Origin of the sequence: Domibacillus indicus (genome assembly GCF_000970685.1) — a bacterium.
GTDB lineage: Bacteria > Bacillota > Bacilli > Bacillales > Domibacillaceae > Domibacillus > Domibacillus indicus.
Genome location: NZ_LAJB01000002.1, coordinates 609,492 through 625,141, shown reverse-complemented (window position 1 = coordinate 625,141; position 15,650 = coordinate 609,492). Strand labels below are relative to the sequence as shown.

The 15,650-nt window shown below is 44.7% G+C and carries 20 protein-coding genes; 15 read left to right on the top strand and 5 right to left on the bottom strand.

Translation table 11 applies throughout. The annotated features are described in order from the left end of the window. Positions 1-31 precede the first annotated feature (31 nt). Entirely contained in the window at positions 32-736 is a 705-nt protein-coding gene (gene mtnN / locus VP98_RS03580) for a 5'-methylthioadenosine/S-adenosylhomocysteine nucleosidase (RefSeq protein ID WP_046173900.1), read from the top strand. Between the two features lie 133 nt (positions 737-869). On the opposite strand, the gene sigK is transcribed toward mtnN, so the two are convergent. Then, entirely contained in the window at positions 870-1,628 is a 759-nt protein-coding gene (gene sigK / locus VP98_RS03575; RefSeq protein ID WP_046173899.1) for an RNA polymerase sporulation sigma factor SigK, read from the bottom strand. Positions 1,629-1,672: 44 nt separating this feature from the next. Continuing rightward, positions 1,673-1,816, bottom strand: a complete 144-nt coding sequence (gene sda, locus VP98_RS03570; protein WP_046173898.1) for a sporulation histidine kinase inhibitor Sda — start codon at positions 1,814-1,816, stop codon at positions 1,673-1,675. A 282-nt stretch (positions 1,817-2,098) separates the two neighbouring features. Between sda and VP98_RS03565 the strand changes: the two genes are divergently transcribed. Genes VP98_RS03565 through VP98_RS03530 form a run of 8 tightly spaced genes read left to right on the top strand, consistent with a single transcriptional unit; the run spans position 2,099 to position 7,072 of the window. Then, positions 2,099-2,626, top strand: a complete 528-nt coding sequence (locus VP98_RS03565) for a YqeG family HAD IIIA-type phosphatase (RefSeq protein WP_231584115.1) — start codon at positions 2,099-2,101, stop codon at positions 2,624-2,626. Further along, positions 2,623-3,720 (top strand): ribosome biogenesis GTPase YqeH, encoded by a 1,098-nt coding sequence (gene yqeH / locus VP98_RS03560; RefSeq protein ID WP_046173896.1) that lies wholly within the window; start codon positions 2,623-2,625, stop codon positions 3,718-3,720. The genes VP98_RS03565 and yqeH overlap by 4 nt, the downstream gene beginning before the upstream one ends. A 15-nt stretch (positions 3,721-3,735) precedes the next feature. Next, complete coding sequence (aroE, locus tag VP98_RS03555) at positions 3,736-4,578, top strand: shikimate dehydrogenase (RefSeq protein ID WP_046173895.1); 843 nt, start codon at positions 3,736-3,738, stop codon at positions 4,576-4,578. After that, positions 4,572-4,865, top strand: coding sequence for a ribosome assembly RNA-binding protein YhbY (gene yhbY, locus VP98_RS03550; protein WP_046173894.1), 294 nt, complete (start codon positions 4,572-4,574; stop codon positions 4,863-4,865). Before aroE ends, yhbY begins: the two co-directional genes overlap by 7 nt. Further along, positions 4,862-5,434, top strand: coding sequence for a nicotinate-nucleotide adenylyltransferase (locus tag VP98_RS03545; RefSeq protein WP_046173893.1), 573 nt, complete (start codon positions 4,862-4,864; stop codon positions 5,432-5,434). The genes yhbY and VP98_RS03545 overlap by 4 nt, the downstream gene beginning before the upstream one ends. Next, a complete protein-coding gene (yqeK, locus tag VP98_RS03540; RefSeq protein ID WP_046173892.1) occupies positions 5,421-5,990 on the top strand; it encodes a bis(5'-nucleosyl)-tetraphosphatase (symmetrical) YqeK in 570 nt (189 codons plus the stop codon). Before VP98_RS03545 ends, yqeK begins: the two co-directional genes overlap by 14 nt. After that, a complete protein-coding gene (rsfS, locus tag VP98_RS03535) occupies positions 5,991-6,341 on the top strand; it encodes a ribosome silencing factor (RefSeq protein WP_046173891.1) in 351 nt (116 codons plus the stop codon). After that, positions 6,338-7,072 (top strand): class I SAM-dependent DNA methyltransferase, encoded by a 735-nt coding sequence (locus tag VP98_RS03530; protein WP_046173890.1) that lies wholly within the window; start codon positions 6,338-6,340, stop codon positions 7,070-7,072. Before rsfS ends, VP98_RS03530 begins: the two co-directional genes overlap by 4 nt. Positions 7,073-7,131: 59 nt before the next feature. Here the strand turns inward: VP98_RS03530 and VP98_RS03525 are convergent, their stop codons facing one another. Further along, positions 7,132-7,959, bottom strand: coding sequence for a pyrroline-5-carboxylate reductase dimerization domain-containing protein (locus VP98_RS03525; RefSeq protein ID WP_046173889.1), 828 nt, complete (start codon positions 7,957-7,959; stop codon positions 7,132-7,134). Between the two features lie 80 nt (positions 7,960-8,039). On the opposite strand from VP98_RS03525, the gene VP98_RS03520 reads away from it, so the two are divergent. From VP98_RS03520 to VP98_RS03510, 3 genes are all read left to right on the top strand, one after another. Next, complete coding sequence (locus VP98_RS03520; protein ID WP_046173888.1) at positions 8,040-8,666, top strand: helix-hairpin-helix domain-containing protein; 627 nt, start codon at positions 8,040-8,042, stop codon at positions 8,664-8,666. Positions 8,667-8,754: 88 nt separating this feature from the next. Then, a complete protein-coding gene (locus tag VP98_RS03515; protein ID WP_046173887.1) occupies positions 8,755-9,171 on the top strand; it encodes a deoxycytidylate deaminase in 417 nt (138 codons plus the stop codon). Between the two features lie 15 nt (positions 9,172-9,186). Then, a complete protein-coding gene (locus VP98_RS03510) occupies positions 9,187-11,466 on the top strand; it encodes a DNA internalization-related competence protein ComEC/Rec2 (protein ID WP_046173886.1) in 2,280 nt (759 codons plus the stop codon). A gap of 40 nt (positions 11,467-11,506) precedes the next feature. On the opposite strand, the gene VP98_RS18455 is transcribed toward VP98_RS03510, so the two are convergent. Next, positions 11,507-11,638, bottom strand: coding sequence for a YqzM family protein (locus VP98_RS18455; RefSeq protein WP_046173885.1), 132 nt, complete (start codon positions 11,636-11,638; stop codon positions 11,507-11,509). Positions 11,639-11,945: 307 nt separating this feature from the next. On the opposite strand from VP98_RS18455, the gene holA reads away from it, so the two are divergent. After that, complete coding sequence (gene holA, locus VP98_RS03500; RefSeq protein ID WP_046173884.1) at positions 11,946-12,965, top strand: DNA polymerase III subunit delta; 1,020 nt, start codon at positions 11,946-11,948, stop codon at positions 12,963-12,965. Positions 12,966-12,998: 33 nt separating this feature from the next. Here the strand turns inward: holA and rpsT are convergent, their stop codons facing one another. Continuing rightward, complete coding sequence (gene rpsT / locus VP98_RS03495; RefSeq protein ID WP_046173883.1) at positions 12,999-13,253, bottom strand: 30S ribosomal protein S20; 255 nt, start codon at positions 13,251-13,253, stop codon at positions 12,999-13,001. A 178-nt stretch (positions 13,254-13,431) separates the two neighbouring features. On the opposite strand from rpsT, the gene gpr reads away from it, so the two are divergent. Together gpr and spoIIP are read left to right on the top strand one after the other, a co-directional pair. Continuing rightward, complete coding sequence (gpr, locus tag VP98_RS03490) at positions 13,432-14,433, top strand: GPR endopeptidase (protein WP_046173882.1); 1,002 nt, start codon at positions 13,432-13,434, stop codon at positions 14,431-14,433. A gap of 59 nt (positions 14,434-14,492) precedes the next feature. After that, a complete protein-coding gene (spoIIP, locus tag VP98_RS03485; protein ID WP_052712116.1) occupies positions 14,493-15,587 on the top strand; it encodes a stage II sporulation protein P in 1,095 nt (364 codons plus the stop codon). Positions 15,588-15,650 lie beyond the last annotated feature (63 nt).

The following is a 15,650-nucleotide window of genomic DNA, read 5'->3' as shown; positions in this document are numbered from 1 at the left end:
TTTTGCGGACTCAATAAAAGGAGTGTCACAGATGAAAGCAGCTATTATTGGTGCAATGGAAGAAGAAGTTACAATTTTACGCAATGAAATGGAAAACAGGAAGGTCAAGACGATAGCAGGCAGTGAATTTACAATAGGCCGGCTTCATGGTGCTGATACCGTATTGCTGCGTTCGGGTATCGGCAAGGTCAATGCGGCGATGACGACTGCAGTGCTTATTCATGAGTTTAAGCCAGATGTCATTATCAATACAGGTTCGGCAGGCGGGCTGTCACCGGATTTGCAGGTAGGCGATGTAGTTGTTTCAACGGAAGTGCGGCATCATGACGTGGATGTAACTGCCTTCGGTTATGAATATGGCCAGGTGCCGCAGCTGCCTGCAGCTTTTCAAGCAGATGAAAAGCTGGTTGATATTGCTTATAAGGCATCAGAAGGAGACTCAGAAGTAAAAACGGTAAAAGGCCTTATTGCAACAGGGGATTCCTTTATGAATGACCCGGCGCGTGTACAGGCCATTGCAGAGAAGTTCCCCGGCCTTCAAGCCGTTGAAATGGAAGCTGCCGCCATTGCCCAGGTAGCTTATCAATTCACTGTGCCATTTGTTATTATTCGGGCGCTTTCCGATATTGCCGGCAAGGAGTCAAACATTTCATTTGAACAATTTCTGCCGAAAGCCGGTCTTCATTCAGCCAGCCTGGTAATGAAAATCGTTGAACAGCTTCAAATGAAGCAATAACAGGTCACAAAAGGTATATTTTGTGGTAAAGTAGAAACAACGAATAAGTGGATAAAAAGGAGAGTTGTCACGAATGATTATGATGATTATGGGGTTACTTTTGGCAACGGTAATGGGTGTTATGATCTCGGTTTCAATCGATTGAGGAAAAGTGATTTGAAGGGTGCTCCAGATCTTTTGGAGCCCTTTTTTGTTTCGCTTGAATCCGTTTAAATTCCTGCATCATTTTCGCCAGGGCTCTTTTTTCAATGCGGGAGACGTAGCTTCTTGAAATATTCATTCCGGCCGCGATCTCCCGCTGTGTCTTATCCTGGTCATTCACCAGGCCGTATCGGGCCGCAATAACAGAAAGCTCCCGGTCATCAAGCACTGATAAGCATTTTTTCATTTGGTCAATGTCCATTTGAAGAGATAAGCGTGCGGCAACGTCTTCATCCTCGGTTTTTAATAAATCAAGAAGGCTGATTTCATTGCCTTCCTTGTCGCGGCCGACCGGGTCATATAAGGACACATCTTTTTTGGTTTTCTTTAAGGAGCGAAAGTGCATTAGAATTTCGTTTTCGATGCAGCGGGCTGCATAAGTCGCAAGTTTTGTACCTTTTTTTCCGGAATAACTTTCAATTCCTTTAATGAGTCCTATTGTTCCAATGGAAATAAGATCTTCTGTATCGTGGTGGGTTTTTTCGAATTTCTTCACAATGTGAGCGACAAGGCGAAGATTGTGCTCTATCAGTTTTGCTCGGGCATGACGGTCGCCTTTTTCATGGAGTGCCAGGTATTTCTTTTCATCTTCCGGGCTTAAAGGCTGGGGGAAGGCATTATGCTTCACATAAGAAACGAAAAAAACCGCTTCCTTTAGTAAAAAAGAGAGAGCGGCTGCTAAGTCAATCATTAGAATCCCTCCTTTAATATGAACATATTCAGAGGGAAACAGGGCTATTCCTTTTTATTCATTTTTTGTGACTGGATGGCCCGCCGCTTCATTTCTTTTTCCATGAGTGCAAGAAACTCGTCATTGAGTTTCAGCTTTGCTGCTTTTGTATAAGAAGAAAGAAGTAAATTATCCGATAAAGAATGCATAATCTATCATCTCCATATAAGTAATATGTTTTCTTAAATTTTAACAAAAAAACCAGTTTAGAACAATTGTTCTTTTTTCCACAGGTGATGGTGGATAACTTTAGGGGTGCTTTTGGATAAGTAACGAAACCCCTTGAAACAGCTGTGTTTATTTGTGCATAACGTTATCCACAGAGAGAGAAAGCGAAAAAAATGTCGAAAAGTTTTTGTTCTTATTATTACTTTGTCACATATGGAAAAATCGGCTATGATAGGAGAAGCAAACGAATAGTAGGGGTGTACATTGTGCTGAAATTATTTTTGCCGAATGAGCAGGTGAGAAGCGTCCTGGAAATCGAACCGGAACGTTTAAAACAAAAAGGAATTAAAGCGATCATAACAGATCTTGATAATACGCTCGTAGCATGGGACAGACCGGATGCTACGCCCGAGCTTTTACAGTGGTTTCAAAAAATGCGCGATGCAGGGATTAAAGTGCTGATTGTATCGAACAATAATCAAAAGCGGGTCAGCTCGTTTTCAACACCTCTTGATTTGCCGTTTATATTTGAAGCAAGAAAACCAATGGGCCGGGCTTTCAGAAAAGCAATCAAGCTGTTGAATGTGAAAAAGCAAGAAACCGTCGTAATCGGTGATCAGCTGCTGACCGATGTATTTGGAGGAAACCGCAGCGGCATTTATACAATTTTGGTTATCCCAATCGCGGCAACTGATGGGTTTTGGACGCGGATTAACCGGAAGATTGAACGAAGGCTAATGTCTTTTTTCAAACGGAAAGGGATGATTGAATGGGAGGAACGGAATCAATGAGTGAGACAATTACATGTGAAGGGTGCGGTGTAGCCATTCAAACGGATGATCCAAATGCGCTTGGCTACGCGCCGTCCGCTGCTCTTGAAAAAGAAACTATCGTCTGTAAGCGGTGCTTTCGTTTAAAGCACTATAATGAAGTGCAGGATGTGGAATTGACGGATGACGATTTTTTAAAAATTTTAAATACCATCGGTGACACCGATTCATTAATCGTAAAAATCGTAGATATTTTTGATTTTAATGGAAGCTGGCTGCCGGGCCTGCATCGTTTTGCCGGGAAAAATCCCGTGCTGCTGATTGGAAATAAATCTGATCTTCTTCCAAAATCGGTGAAAAAAGAAAAAGTGATTCACTGGATGCGCCATGAGGCAAGCCAGCTTGGCTTAAAGCCAATTGATGTACTGCTGACCAGCGCTTCAGAAGGCAAGGCAATTCGTGCGGCAGCAGAAGCTATTGAGCATTTCCGAAACGGGAAAGATGTTTACGTAGTCGGCTGTACAAATGTTGGGAAATCTACATTTATCAACCGCATTATACAGGAGATTACAGGAGAAGGTGACATTATCACTACTTCTCATTTTCCGGGCACTACACTGGATATGATCGAAATCCCTCTTTCTGATGGCCGTGTTCTGGTCGACACTCCGGGGATTATTAACCATCATCAAATGGCTCATTTTGTAGATAAGGAAAACTTAAAATATCTGCTGCCGAAAAAAGAAATCAAACCAAAGGTTTTTCAGTTAAATGAAGAACAGAGTTTGTTTTTTGGAGGATTGGCCCGCTTTGATTACCTATCAGGAGGGCGCCGTTCATTTATCTGCCATGTGTCCAATGAAATTGAGATTCACCGGACAAAATTAGAAAAAGCTGACGCCTTGTATCAGAATCATGCGGGAGAGCTGCTGAAGCCGGCAGGGCAAGGAGGAAAGGCCCTCGAGCTGATTCGGCAGGAATGGACAATTAAAGAAGCGAAAACCGATATCGTTTTCTCCGGGCTTGGGTGGATTACAGTCAACGAACCAGGAGCCAAAGTAGCGGCTTATGTACCAAAAGGGGCCGCTGTCACATTACGCAAGTCGTTAATTTAAAGGTGGGACAGCCAGATGAAAAAGTTATATGGGGTTATTGGCGACCCGATTGGACATTCAATGTCGCCGGCTATGCATAATGACGCGTTTGAGACGCTTGGAATAAACGCTTATTATCACCCCTTTCATATAAAAAGAGAAGATTTAGCAGCTGCGGTTGCCGGGATGAAAGCCATCGGTGTTTCCGGCTTTAATGTAACTGTACCGCATAAAACAGCGATTATGCCGCTGCTTGATGAAGTAGATCCGCTTGCCCAGGCAATCGGAGCAGTCAATACAGTCATTCGAAGCGATAACCGATACATCGGGTATAATACAGATGGAGAAGGATTTATTCGCGGATTGAATGAAGAATATGGAAAAAGTGTGTTAGATAAACACATATTGATTATCGGGGCAGGCGGAGCAGCACGCGCTATTTATTATACGCTTGGACAGCAGGGAGCAAAACGGGTAGATATTGCAAATCGAACGGCAGAAAAAGCGTCACAGCTGAAGGAAAGATGTCCATATGCTGTGGAAACGGAGCTGCTGGCACTTATTGAAGCGGAAGAAAAGCTGGGCGATTACGATATTATTATTCAAACGACATCGATCGGAATGTCTCCCGGTGTAGATAAAATGCCGCTCCGGCTTGCGAATATTCGTCCGGATGCTTTTTTATCTGATATTATCTATAATCCAGCTCAAACAGCTCTTATGAAAGAAGCAGGACTGCGCGGCGCACGAGTGCAAAACGGATTAAGGATGTTTGCTTACCAGGGGGCGCTCGCGTTTGAAAAATGGACGGGCGTCCTGCCTGATCCGGACCGAATGGAGAAAATAGTACAGGATAAACTTGGAGGGAAAACATGCTGACAGGAAAACAAAAACGATTTTTACGGGCGGAAGCACACCATTTAGACCCGATATTTCAAGTAGGAAAAGGCGGTGTGAGCGAAAATATGACAACGCAAATTGCTGAAGCACTTGAAGTGCGCGAGCTGATTAAAGTAAGCATCCTGCAAAACAACGAAGATGACAAACATGAAGTAGCAGAGGCGCTGGCTCAAGGGGCAGGGGCAGAGCTTGTTCAGCTCATCGGCCACACAGTTGTGCTCTACAAAGAGTCAAAAGAAAACAAAAAACTTGTTTTGCCCCGATGAAAAAAGTGGGGATTTTAGGCGGGACGTTTAACCCGCCGCATATTGGCCACTTGATCGCTGCAAATGAAGTGCTTCATGCTCTGAACCTGGATGAAGTTCGTTTTATGCCAAATTCGGTTCCGCCGCATAAGCGGCTGGCCGGGCATATAGCAGATGAACACCGTCTTCAAATGACGAAGCTTGCTATTGAAGACAATCCTTTATTTAAGCTTGAAACAATAGAAATTGAACGTGCCGGAGTGTCGTATACGATTGACACTTTACGGGAACTGATAAAACAAGAACCAGGCACGTCATTTTACTTTATTATTGGGGCAGACATGATTGAGTATTTGCCAAATTGGCGGGAGATTGATGAATTAAGCCGGCTGGTTACATTTGCCGGGGTTAAACGGCCAGGCTATTCAACAGAAACAGCATACCCGGTCACGCTCATCGAAACACCGGAAATTCATTTATCATCAACCGCGCTCCGAAAAAAAGCGGCGGCCAATGAAACGCTTCATTACTTGCTGCCGGAACCAGTCATTCAGTATATAAAGGAGAATGGGTTATATGGAGCGAAATAAAGCACTTGAAATCGTCAAAGCACAGTTAACAGATAAACGGTATGTGCATACACTGGGCGTGACGGAAACGGCAGTAAACCTTGCAAAACAGTATGGAGCAGACATACAAAAAGCAGAACTGGCTGCCATCTTTCACGACTATGCGAAATTTCGCCCAAAAGAAGAGATGAAGAAAATTCTGCTGGAAGAGAAAGAAGATGACCGGCTTTTTGATTTTCACCATGAACTCTGGCATGCACCGGCGGGCGCTGTTCTTGTCCGGAGAGAGGCCGGTATAAAAGATAAAGAAGTATTATCGGCTATACGCTGGCATACAACAGGCCGGCCGGGTATGACACTGCTTGAAAAAATTGTTTATCTAGCTGATTATATTGAGCCGGGACGTTTGTTTCCCGGTGTGGAAGAAGTTCGAAAAATAGCTGAACAAAATTTGAATCAGGCCGTTTTGGCTGCTGTAAAAAATTCAATTTTATTTTTGATGGGGAAACAGCAGCCGGTTTTCCCTGTGACAATGGATACCTACAACGATTTTATTCAGAATGGAGACGATGGTTAATTGACAGAACAACAGCAATTATTACATGCAGTAACGAAGGCGGCAGATGACAAGCGGGCGGAAAACATCACAGCGCTTGATATGGAGGGCATCTCGCCGGTTGCCGACTATTTCGTTATTTGTCATGGGAATTCAGACAAACAAGTACAGGCGATTGCCCGCGAAGTAAAAGAGAAAGCGGAAGAGCTGGGTGCTGAGATTAAGCGGATGGAAGGGTTTGACGAAGCGCGCTGGGTGTTAATCGATATTGGCGATGTCGTCGTTCATGTATTTCACCGTGATGAGCGTATCTACTATAATCTGGAACGCCTCTGGGGTGATGCTCCGCACGTTGATGTGCTGACCTCATGAGCTACAGTCGTTTTGCCTCTGTCTATGATGCATTAATGCAGGATGCACCGTACAATGAGTGGGAAGAATATCTGCAGAAAGAAGTGAAACCCGGCCCGCTTCTTGATATTGGCTGTGGAACAGGGGAGCTCGCTGTCCGCTTTGCACGTGCCGGTTTTCAGGTAACGGGTGTTGATCTTTCTGAAGAGATGCTCACCATTGCCCGTGAAAAAGCGGAAGCAAATGGTGTAACAATCCCGCTTTTCCAGCAGGATATGCGTGAGCTTGACAGCCTCGGTATGTTTGACACGGCGGTTATCTTTTGTGATTCACTCAACTACTTGAAAACAGAAGAGGATGTAAAGCAGACCTTTCAATCGGTATTCCGCCATTTAAAGGATGGCGGTTTATTCTTATTTGATGTTCACTCTATTTATAAAATAAAGGATGTTTTTTTAAAGAATACGTTTGCTGATGCCGCGGAAGATGTTTCGTTTATTTGGAATGCATTTCCCGGAGAGAATGAAAACAGCGTGGAGCATGAATTGACCTTTTTTGTTCGTACAGAAGATGAAAAATATGAACGATTCGACGAACTGCACTGCCAGCGGACATTCACTCCAGAGAATTACGCCAAATGGCTTAATGAGGCGGGATTTCAGCTAGAAGCGATTACCGCTGACTTCACCAATCAAGCGCCGGGTTTTGAATCTGAACGAATTTTTTTAAAAGCAAAAAAGAGCAGCCGTTAAGCTGCTTTTTTTTGTTAAGTTTTTGTAAAGATGAGAGGGAAAAGAAAAGAAATGCCGAATTAATTTGTAATGCCAAATGCGGCAGATGCCTCTTTTCTGTCTTCCGCCGCTTTCTGCTGCGTCATTCTGCATAGCAGCGCAAAAAGGTTCCCCGCCTCTGATTCAATCACTTTAAGTCCGCGTGCTGTTACTCCACCCTTGGCTGCAGTTCGTTCCGTTAACTTCTCTAACGTCCAATTCTTTTGTTTAAGCAGCTCCCCCAGACCAATCATCATATGAAACGACAATATTTCCGCCTGCTCCTTCGTTAATCCGTATCTAGCAGCTTCCTCTGCATACATGACAGCCATTTTGGAAAAGAACGCAGGGCCACATCCTGTTAAATCTGAGGCGGCCCGTACAATACGGTCATCTGCTTCGAGAGCCACACCGGCAATTTGTTCAAACAGCCCTGTAAGGTGCTTCTGCCAGGCCGGTCCGCATGATTCCCCGAAAGAATACAAAATTCCGCCGGCGGCAGCCGAATTTGTTACAGAAGGAATCACCTTTCCACACGGACAGGGAAGAACAGATTCCATTTGTTTAATAGAAACAGCGCTTGCCGTTGAAAAAACACAATGGCCCGCAGTTAAAGAAGGAGCGATGGATTCAAGCAGCGGCTTTAAATCAGGCTGCCGCAAACAAACAAAGAGCAGCCTTGCTTTTTTGGCGGTTTCTTCGGCAGTCTGGCATACATGAACGCCGGGAAAGGTCATTTTTAACTGTTCGGCTTTTTCAATAGTCCGGTTATACAAGAAAAGGTCTTCCGGTGCAACTGCAGAAGAAGAGAGAAATGCTTCTGCTAAAACAGTGCCGATACTTCCCGTTCCAATGATTCCAATTTTCATAGCAGATGCTCCTTTCTTGTTCACTTGTTATCTGTACGTCTGTAATCCAAAATTATGCCAGGAGAATAGGAGAGGAATGAATGGATGTTAAAGAAACAATAAAAAAGTATAAGCTGGCTGGTGCCGGAGTGCTCGGAGTGGCTTTATTCTGGCTGTATGGGCTGACAGAAGAAAGCCCGATGCCCGAGTCTTCAGGAACGGCAGAAATAGAGGAAGTGCAGGTAAAAGAGGAAGAACCTGCAGAAGAAGCGTCACAGCCGGTTCAAGTAACGGTTGATATAAAAGGGGCAGTGTCTATGCCTGGAATTTATACAATGTTAAGTGAGGAAAGAGTAAATGATGTAATTAACAAAGCCGGCGGGATAACAGAACAGGCTGACGCAGCTTCTGTAAATCTGGCGCAAAAAGTGCAGGATGAAATGGTTATTTATATACCGGTAAAGGGAGAAGAAATTCCGGCTGTCCAGACTGCGCCGGTTTCTTCTGGAAACGCGGATTTCGCAGAGGATAAAGAGATGGTCAATATTAATACAGCCGATTCAGCTGGTCTTCAGGAGCTTCCTGGCATTGGAGAATCCAAGGCGCAGGCAATTATTGATTTCAGAGAAACGGACGGCCCTTTTACAAAAGTGGAAGATTTAAAAAATGTATCGGGTATCGGGGATAAAACGTTTGAAAAGCTGGCGCCGCTTATTACCGTTCAATAAATGGATTTGACGGATAGAAAGAAGAGCCGATAAACTAAAAGGACAGGCCGGACAGAAGGCCGGAAGAAACAGAAAAGAGGGTTTAGAGATGGAACGAAAAAGCTGGGATGATTATTTTTTAAATATTGCAGATGTTGTCGCTGCACGGTCGACGTGCAATCGGCTGCATGTCGGGTGTGTTATTGTGAAAGATAAACATATTGTGTCGACGGGTTATAACGGCTCCATTCACGGACATGAGCATTGCCAGGAAGCAGGCTGCCTGCTGTCTGATCAAGGGCGGTGTATACGCTGCCTGCATGCCGAGCTGAACGCGGTTCTTCATGCAGAGCGCGATAAGCTAAAAGGCGCTGCTGCTTATGTAACTCATGAACCATGTGAAAATTGTGCAAAAACTCTTGCGCAGGCGGGTGTAGCCCGTATTATCTATCAGCATGCTTATCCAAACAAATGGAACAGCCATTTTCTAAAAGATATCGAAGTCGTTCATATTCCACAAGAATAAAAGGATTGATAATTTATGCTGATTCTCCAGATGGGCACCGCAGCACTTACGGCGGTTTTGTTTGTTCTTCAGGTTCCAGCGCCTGTAGTCCTGCTGGTTAGTATAGCGGGAGGTATCCTTTTTTTAAAAGTTAATTCAGCAGTACGGGCCTGGATGATCGGCACTTTTCTCGTGTTTTTTATCACAACCTCGGTTCACCAGTCAGAGCACAAGTCCGCTGTTAGCGGTTCAGAAACAGAGTGGACCGTTTTATTTACGGACGACCTGAGAATGAATGGAGACCGGTTAAATGCAGAAGTTGTGGAAGCATCTTCAAAAGAAGCACTTAAGCTTACGTATCGCTTCCGGTCAAAAGAGGAAAAGGAGCGGTTCACCGGAGGGCTGGCACCCGGCTTAACGTGCCGCTTTCAAGCAGAAGCTGCACTTCCGGCTGAAGCGAGGAATCCGGGTGAGTTTAACTATCGTGCGTATTTAGCATCACAAGGAATCTTTTTTACGCTGACACCGAAAGAAATTCTGCTAGAGAGCTGTGTGGAGAATCATTCTGTTCGCTATCTGCCTGCTTCATGGCGTATTGAGGCACTGGACCGGGTCAAGGATCACTTTCCGGCTCCGCTTTCTTCTGTGGCAGCGGCCCTTTTATTTGGAGACCGTTCGTCTGAAGGGGAAGAAACAGCCGAGGACTATGAACGTCTTGGCATAGTGCATATTCTGTCTATTTCGGGCCTGCATGTTACATTGCTGACAGGACTTCTTTTTTACTCCTTTATACGATTAGGGGTTACGCGTGAACGGGCCAGGCTGCTGCTGCTTGCCGCCCTGCCTCTTTATGCGCTGCTCACAGGGGCCTCACCGCCTGTAGTCCGTGCCTGTCTTATGACGGGAGCGGTTTTATTTGCTTCCTCAAGCCATGTTAAGCTTTCGGCATCTTCTGCGCTTGGCATTGCTTTTTTAATCATGGCTCTTCAAAACCCGTACAGTGTGTTTCAAGCGGGTTTTCAGCTTTCGTTTCTTGTTACCTGGGCTCTTGTTTTGTCATCAGGCTCTATCTTAAAAAGGGCCCGAAATGCCATTGAACTGTCATGGTTTGTTTCGATTGTATCGCAGCTTGCCGCTCTTCCTGTGCTGCTTGTCCATTTCGCTGAGCTGTCGCTCATTGCTCCCGTGGCTAACCTCTTGTTTGTGCCTTTTTACTCGCTTCTTATGCTTCCGCTGCTTCTTCTATTATTTTTTCTCTCTTTTTTTGTTTCTATTTCGATTCCCGCCAGTTTTGCCAATGAACTTTTAATAAAAATGGATAAGCTGGCAGCCGTTATGGCAGACCTTCCATTTGCTGTACTGGTAACAGGGCAGCCTGATATGAAAATTGCCGCTGTTCTTGCCGCAGCATCCGTCAGCTCTTTTTTTCTCTGGGAAAAAACTCGAAAGCTGAGAAGTTCTTTTATTATCTGTGGACTTTTCTTGGCGGGAATCATCCTGTCGAATCGTTTTTCGGCAGAAGGAGAAGTGACGTTTCTGGATGTCGGGCAGGGGGACAGCATTTTTATTAAACTGCCCCGTAATCAGGGAACCTATTTAATTGATACAGGCGGGCAGGTGATTTTTGAAAAAGAAAAGTGGGCGGAGCGGCAGGGGGGATTCTCTGTTGGAAAGGACACTGTCGTTCCCTTTTTAAAAAGAAAAGGGGTGGCAGAGCTTGATAAGCTGATTATTACTCATGCGGATTTTGATCATGCCGGTGCAGCAGCCGAGGTGCTTGAGCGGATTCCGGCAAAAGAAGTTATTATTTCACCCGGCAGCGGAAATGCTGATGTTATGGCCGGCATCATTCAAATAAACGGAAAAGTCCGGGAGGGAATAGAAGGAGAAGCGTGGACAGCAGGAAATGCTTTTTTTCAATTTTTGGCGCCGAATGACCGGGAATATGAAGGCAATAACGATTCACTTGTCCTTTATGCGGAAATGGGCGGGAAAACCTGGCTTTTCACGGGTGATATGGAGGAAGAAGGAGAAAAAGAATTGATAAACCGCTATCTTCTTGATATCGACTGGCTGAAAGCAGGCCACCATGGAAGCAAAACATCTTCGTCTTTGGAATTTATTAAAGCGGTTAAGCCGGAGTTTGCTGTTATTTCAGCCGGTGTAAATAATCGTTACGGTCATCCGCATAAAGAAGTGACAGATACGTTTTCCAATGAAGGAGTAAAGATTTACCGGACTGATCAGCACGGAGCAATTACCTTTCGATTTGGCTCTGAAAAAAGTGAGGTAAAAACAGTTTTTCCAGTCAGATAAAATCCGCCCGGCGCATGCGGGCGGATTTTAAACTGATATATCAGCCGACCAGCTGAATAACAGTGGCAAGAATAAACATCGTTGCAAAGAAACCAAAAGAAACAACAAAGCCTACTCCGGAGTCTACTGCATCATTGCGTTTTGATTGGACATTTTTTTCAAAATCATTCATCCGCTACCCCTCCTGTTTCATTAGGACCACATAATATGAGTCACAAAGTGTGACAGCAAGTGCCCTATTTTTGAGCCTCTAATGCTATTAGTATAGACAATGAAAGCGGAAAAATCTAGACTCTCACGCGTATTTCAGAAAAAGCGGCTCTTGAGGCCGGCGGAAAAGACATCGTGATTTTTAAAAGAAACGGCAAGCCTGCTATAAGTGAATTTGCCTGCGTTCCGTTTACAATCCAGAAACAGTTTCTTGCGATTTAGAAAGGTTTTTTCTACAATAAAAACAGAAATGGAATGGAGTCGAGGGAATGGATGTATTAAAGGAATTAAAAAGCGGACGGTTCCGGTCCTTGTATCTGCTTTACGGGCCTGAGCAGTATTTCATAGAAGAAGCACGCCAGCTGCTTTTAAAAAGTGTATTGGACAAAGACGGCTCGGATTTAAATATTAACTCGTTCGATATGACCGAAGTACCGGTCGAGACAGCCATTGAAGAAGCGGAAACATTGCCGTTTCTTGGAGACAGAAAGCTTGTTTTTGTTCACAACCCGCTTTTTTTTACAGCAGAAAAAGTGAAAATTGAACATAATGTGAAGAAGCTGGAACAATATTTACAGGATCCCGCGCCGTTTACCATCCTAGTTTTTCAAGGAAGATTCGAAAAATTAGATGAGCGGAAAAAACTGACGAAGTTAATAAAAAAGCAGGCTGGCGTCCTGGAAGCGAAACGTCCGGCTGAACGGGAGCTCGCAGGGTGGATTAAGAGCAAGGCTGCAGAAGAAGGAGCTGTAATTGAAGGGGAAGCCATTCAGCAGCTGCTGGCAATTGCGGGTTTTCATTTGTCCGTACTGGCGATGGAAATTGCCAAGCTTGCTCTTCATGCCGGTGAGGGAAATGAAATAACGGAAGAGCACGTAGCCGCTTTAACATCACGAACGCTTGAAAGTGATATTTTTCGCCTTGTGGACCGAATCGTGACGGGCCAGTTACAGGAAGCGTTAAGAATTTACTACGATTTAATCCGGCTGAACGAAGAACCGCTGAAAATTTTAGCCGTTATTGCGGGCCAGTTCAGGCTTATTTACCAGGTGAAGGAATTGGTAAAAAAAGGATATGGCCAGCAGCAAATAGCCGGCCAGCTTAAAGTACACCCATTTCGCGTGAAAATTGCAGGAAGCCAGGCGCAGGCTTTTTCGGAGCACCAGCTCTCGGTGATTATGCAAATGCTGGCTGAATGTGATTACGAAATGAAGAGCAGCGGCATGGAGAAAAAAATGATTATTGAATTATTTTTATTCCGCCTGCAGACATTAATGAGAACAAAATAAAAAAAGTGTCCATCATAGTGGACACTTTTTTTATTAGTTAGCCAATTTCTTCATAAGACGGCTTTTTTGACGGTTCGCAGCATTTTTGTGGATAAGGCCTTTTGCTGCAGCTTTATCTAGTTTGCTGACTGCTTCTACAAGCAATTCTTTTGCGTTTTCGTCATTATTAGCAGCTGCTGTTTCGAACTTTTTCACTGCACTGCGCATAGCTGATTTAGCTTGCGTGTTGCGTGCTGAACGAATTTGAGCAGTTTTAGTGCGTTTGATGGCAGATTTAATATTTGGCATTTACTGTCACCTCCTAAAATGGATCGAACATTTATTCGTACCCGATATCAACTATTATTGAATTAAACAACAAGAAGTATTGTAGCAAAGGAATAAAAGAAATGCAATAGAAATCGGGTGTAAAGGAATAAACTTTTACACATGGGGGCAAACTGCGGAAAAATGGAGGTTGAAATCAATGAAAAAGTGGTCACCGCGTACTGATTTAGCTTTAGAATCTGCTTTAATTGCAGAACAGCAGACGGGCGGAAAAGTTGATGGAATTAATTTGAAAGAAGAGGAAAAAGAAGGAACGAAAGTAACGACAGTCGAGATCAGTGAAGGTGCAGAAAAGATAACCGGAAGAAAAGCGGGGCATTACGTTACCATTGAATCAGCTGATCTCCGCAAACCGGATACATCGCGCCACGCCGCTATCAGCCGGGTTGTTGCAGAAGAAATTCGCCTGTTTATAAAGGGGGCGGGACTGCCGCAGGATGCAGCCTGTTTGATTGCCGGGCTCGGCAACGATATGATTACCCCCGATTCACTCGGCCCCCGGGTAACAGACCGCCTGATTGTAACCAATCATTTGTTTAAGCTGCATCCCGAGCATGTCCAGGATGGATATCGTCCAGTCAGCGCCATTTCTCCAGGGGTCATGGGAATGACAGGGATTGAAACAGGAGATATTTTGCTTGGGCTGATTGAGCGCGAAAAGCCAGATTTTTTGATTGTTATTGATGCGCTTGCCTCCCGCTCCGTTGAACGGCTTAACGCAACAATTCAAATGACGGATGCTGGCATACAGCCAGGCGCAGGCATCGGAAACCGACGAAAAGAAATCAGCCGGCAGACAGCGGGAATTCCTGTTATTGCTGTTGGTATTCCGACGGTCATTGATGCGGCAACTGTTACGCGTGATGCAATAGAAATGGTTATGGCGCATCTCCAGGAAAAAAGCGGGCGTGAAGACGAAGCATGGAAAAAATCATTTTTGGGAAATATCGGCATGCTGGATGAAGATGAAAAACACCAGCTCATTAGTGAGGTTTTAACACCGGCCGGCTTCAATATGATTGTGACGCCAAAAGAAGCCGACTTGTTTATCCAGGGAGCTGCCGCAGTGATTTCGAGTGCTTTAAACGAAGCGCTGCACAACCGTCCGACGGAAGAAACACGTTCTTTTTTTGCAGGCTGAAATAGTGGTCTGCTTTTTTTGTTTGCGCATAAAGTAAAGGGACAAGAGTTAAAAAGGAGATGGCGAAGATCCTTTGGCGCAAAAAAAAGCAGACGTCTTTTTGGCTTGCTCCGGCTTATGCCTGTTTAGTTGTTATGCCGCTTTGGACAGCGGGCTTTTTAACCGTTATGCCGTTTTCCTATCATCTTACTTCTGAATCTATGAGCCGGGCGGCGGCTGAAATTCCAGCCGCTTCTTTTTATGAGCTGCTTCGCATTGAAAATCATGCGTTTGGTTCTGTTATGAAATCGGAACAAAGCACAATGAAGTGGGTAGATGCCGCTTTTCAGGCCGCCGCAGGTATCAGCCTCCGGGATCCGCGCACATTTTTGGGAAAAGAGCTGCCGGGCTTCTCCATTTATGACGGCCAGATTTTAATTGCCGGTGAAGGTACGGATTATACGACAATGCCAGTCGAGTCTAATAAGCCTGATGAACTTCCCGTTCCCGACGAACCGGTTAAAGAACCAGAGAAGCCTGAAACCGGCAGGCCGGCAATTGAAAAAAAAGAAGTCCTTCTTTATTTTACTCATACATCTGAATCTTTTACGCCGGAAGATGGACAGGCTCCTCTTAACATTACAGAAGTAGGATCGATGATTGCAAAGAATCTGGAGTCAGAAGGGATCGGTGTCTCGGTCAATAAGACGGATATCGGCGCGCTGCTCAGTAAAAAAGGGAAAAAGTATAATGCTTCCTATGAAGAATCCAGGGCAGTAGTGGCGGCTGTCCAAAAAAGTCAGCCGGCTTTATCGTATCTTGTTGATATTCACCGCGACTCCCAGGGAAAATCGGTTACCACAGCCGAGATAAACGGAAAAAAGATGGCGAAAACGGTTTTTGTAGTGGGGGGAGAACATGCCGGGTATGAAGAAAATGCTCGTTTTGCTTCAGCTCTCCACAAATTATTTGAACAATATTACCCCGGTCTCTCACGTGGCGTTATTGTAAAATCAGGAAGCCAGACGAACGGAAAGTTTAATCAGGATCTGTCAAACAGGGCGATGCTCATAGAAATGGGCGGAGTTGAAAATACTCGGGAAGAACTCGAAAGAAGCGCTGCAGCTTTTGCAGATATATTATCCCGCTTTATTAAAGAAGAACAAAATCGATAGCCGGTTCATTCAATGTTCGTTGTCAATTAGATAATGCGCTGATATAATCACAATAGTATCTAT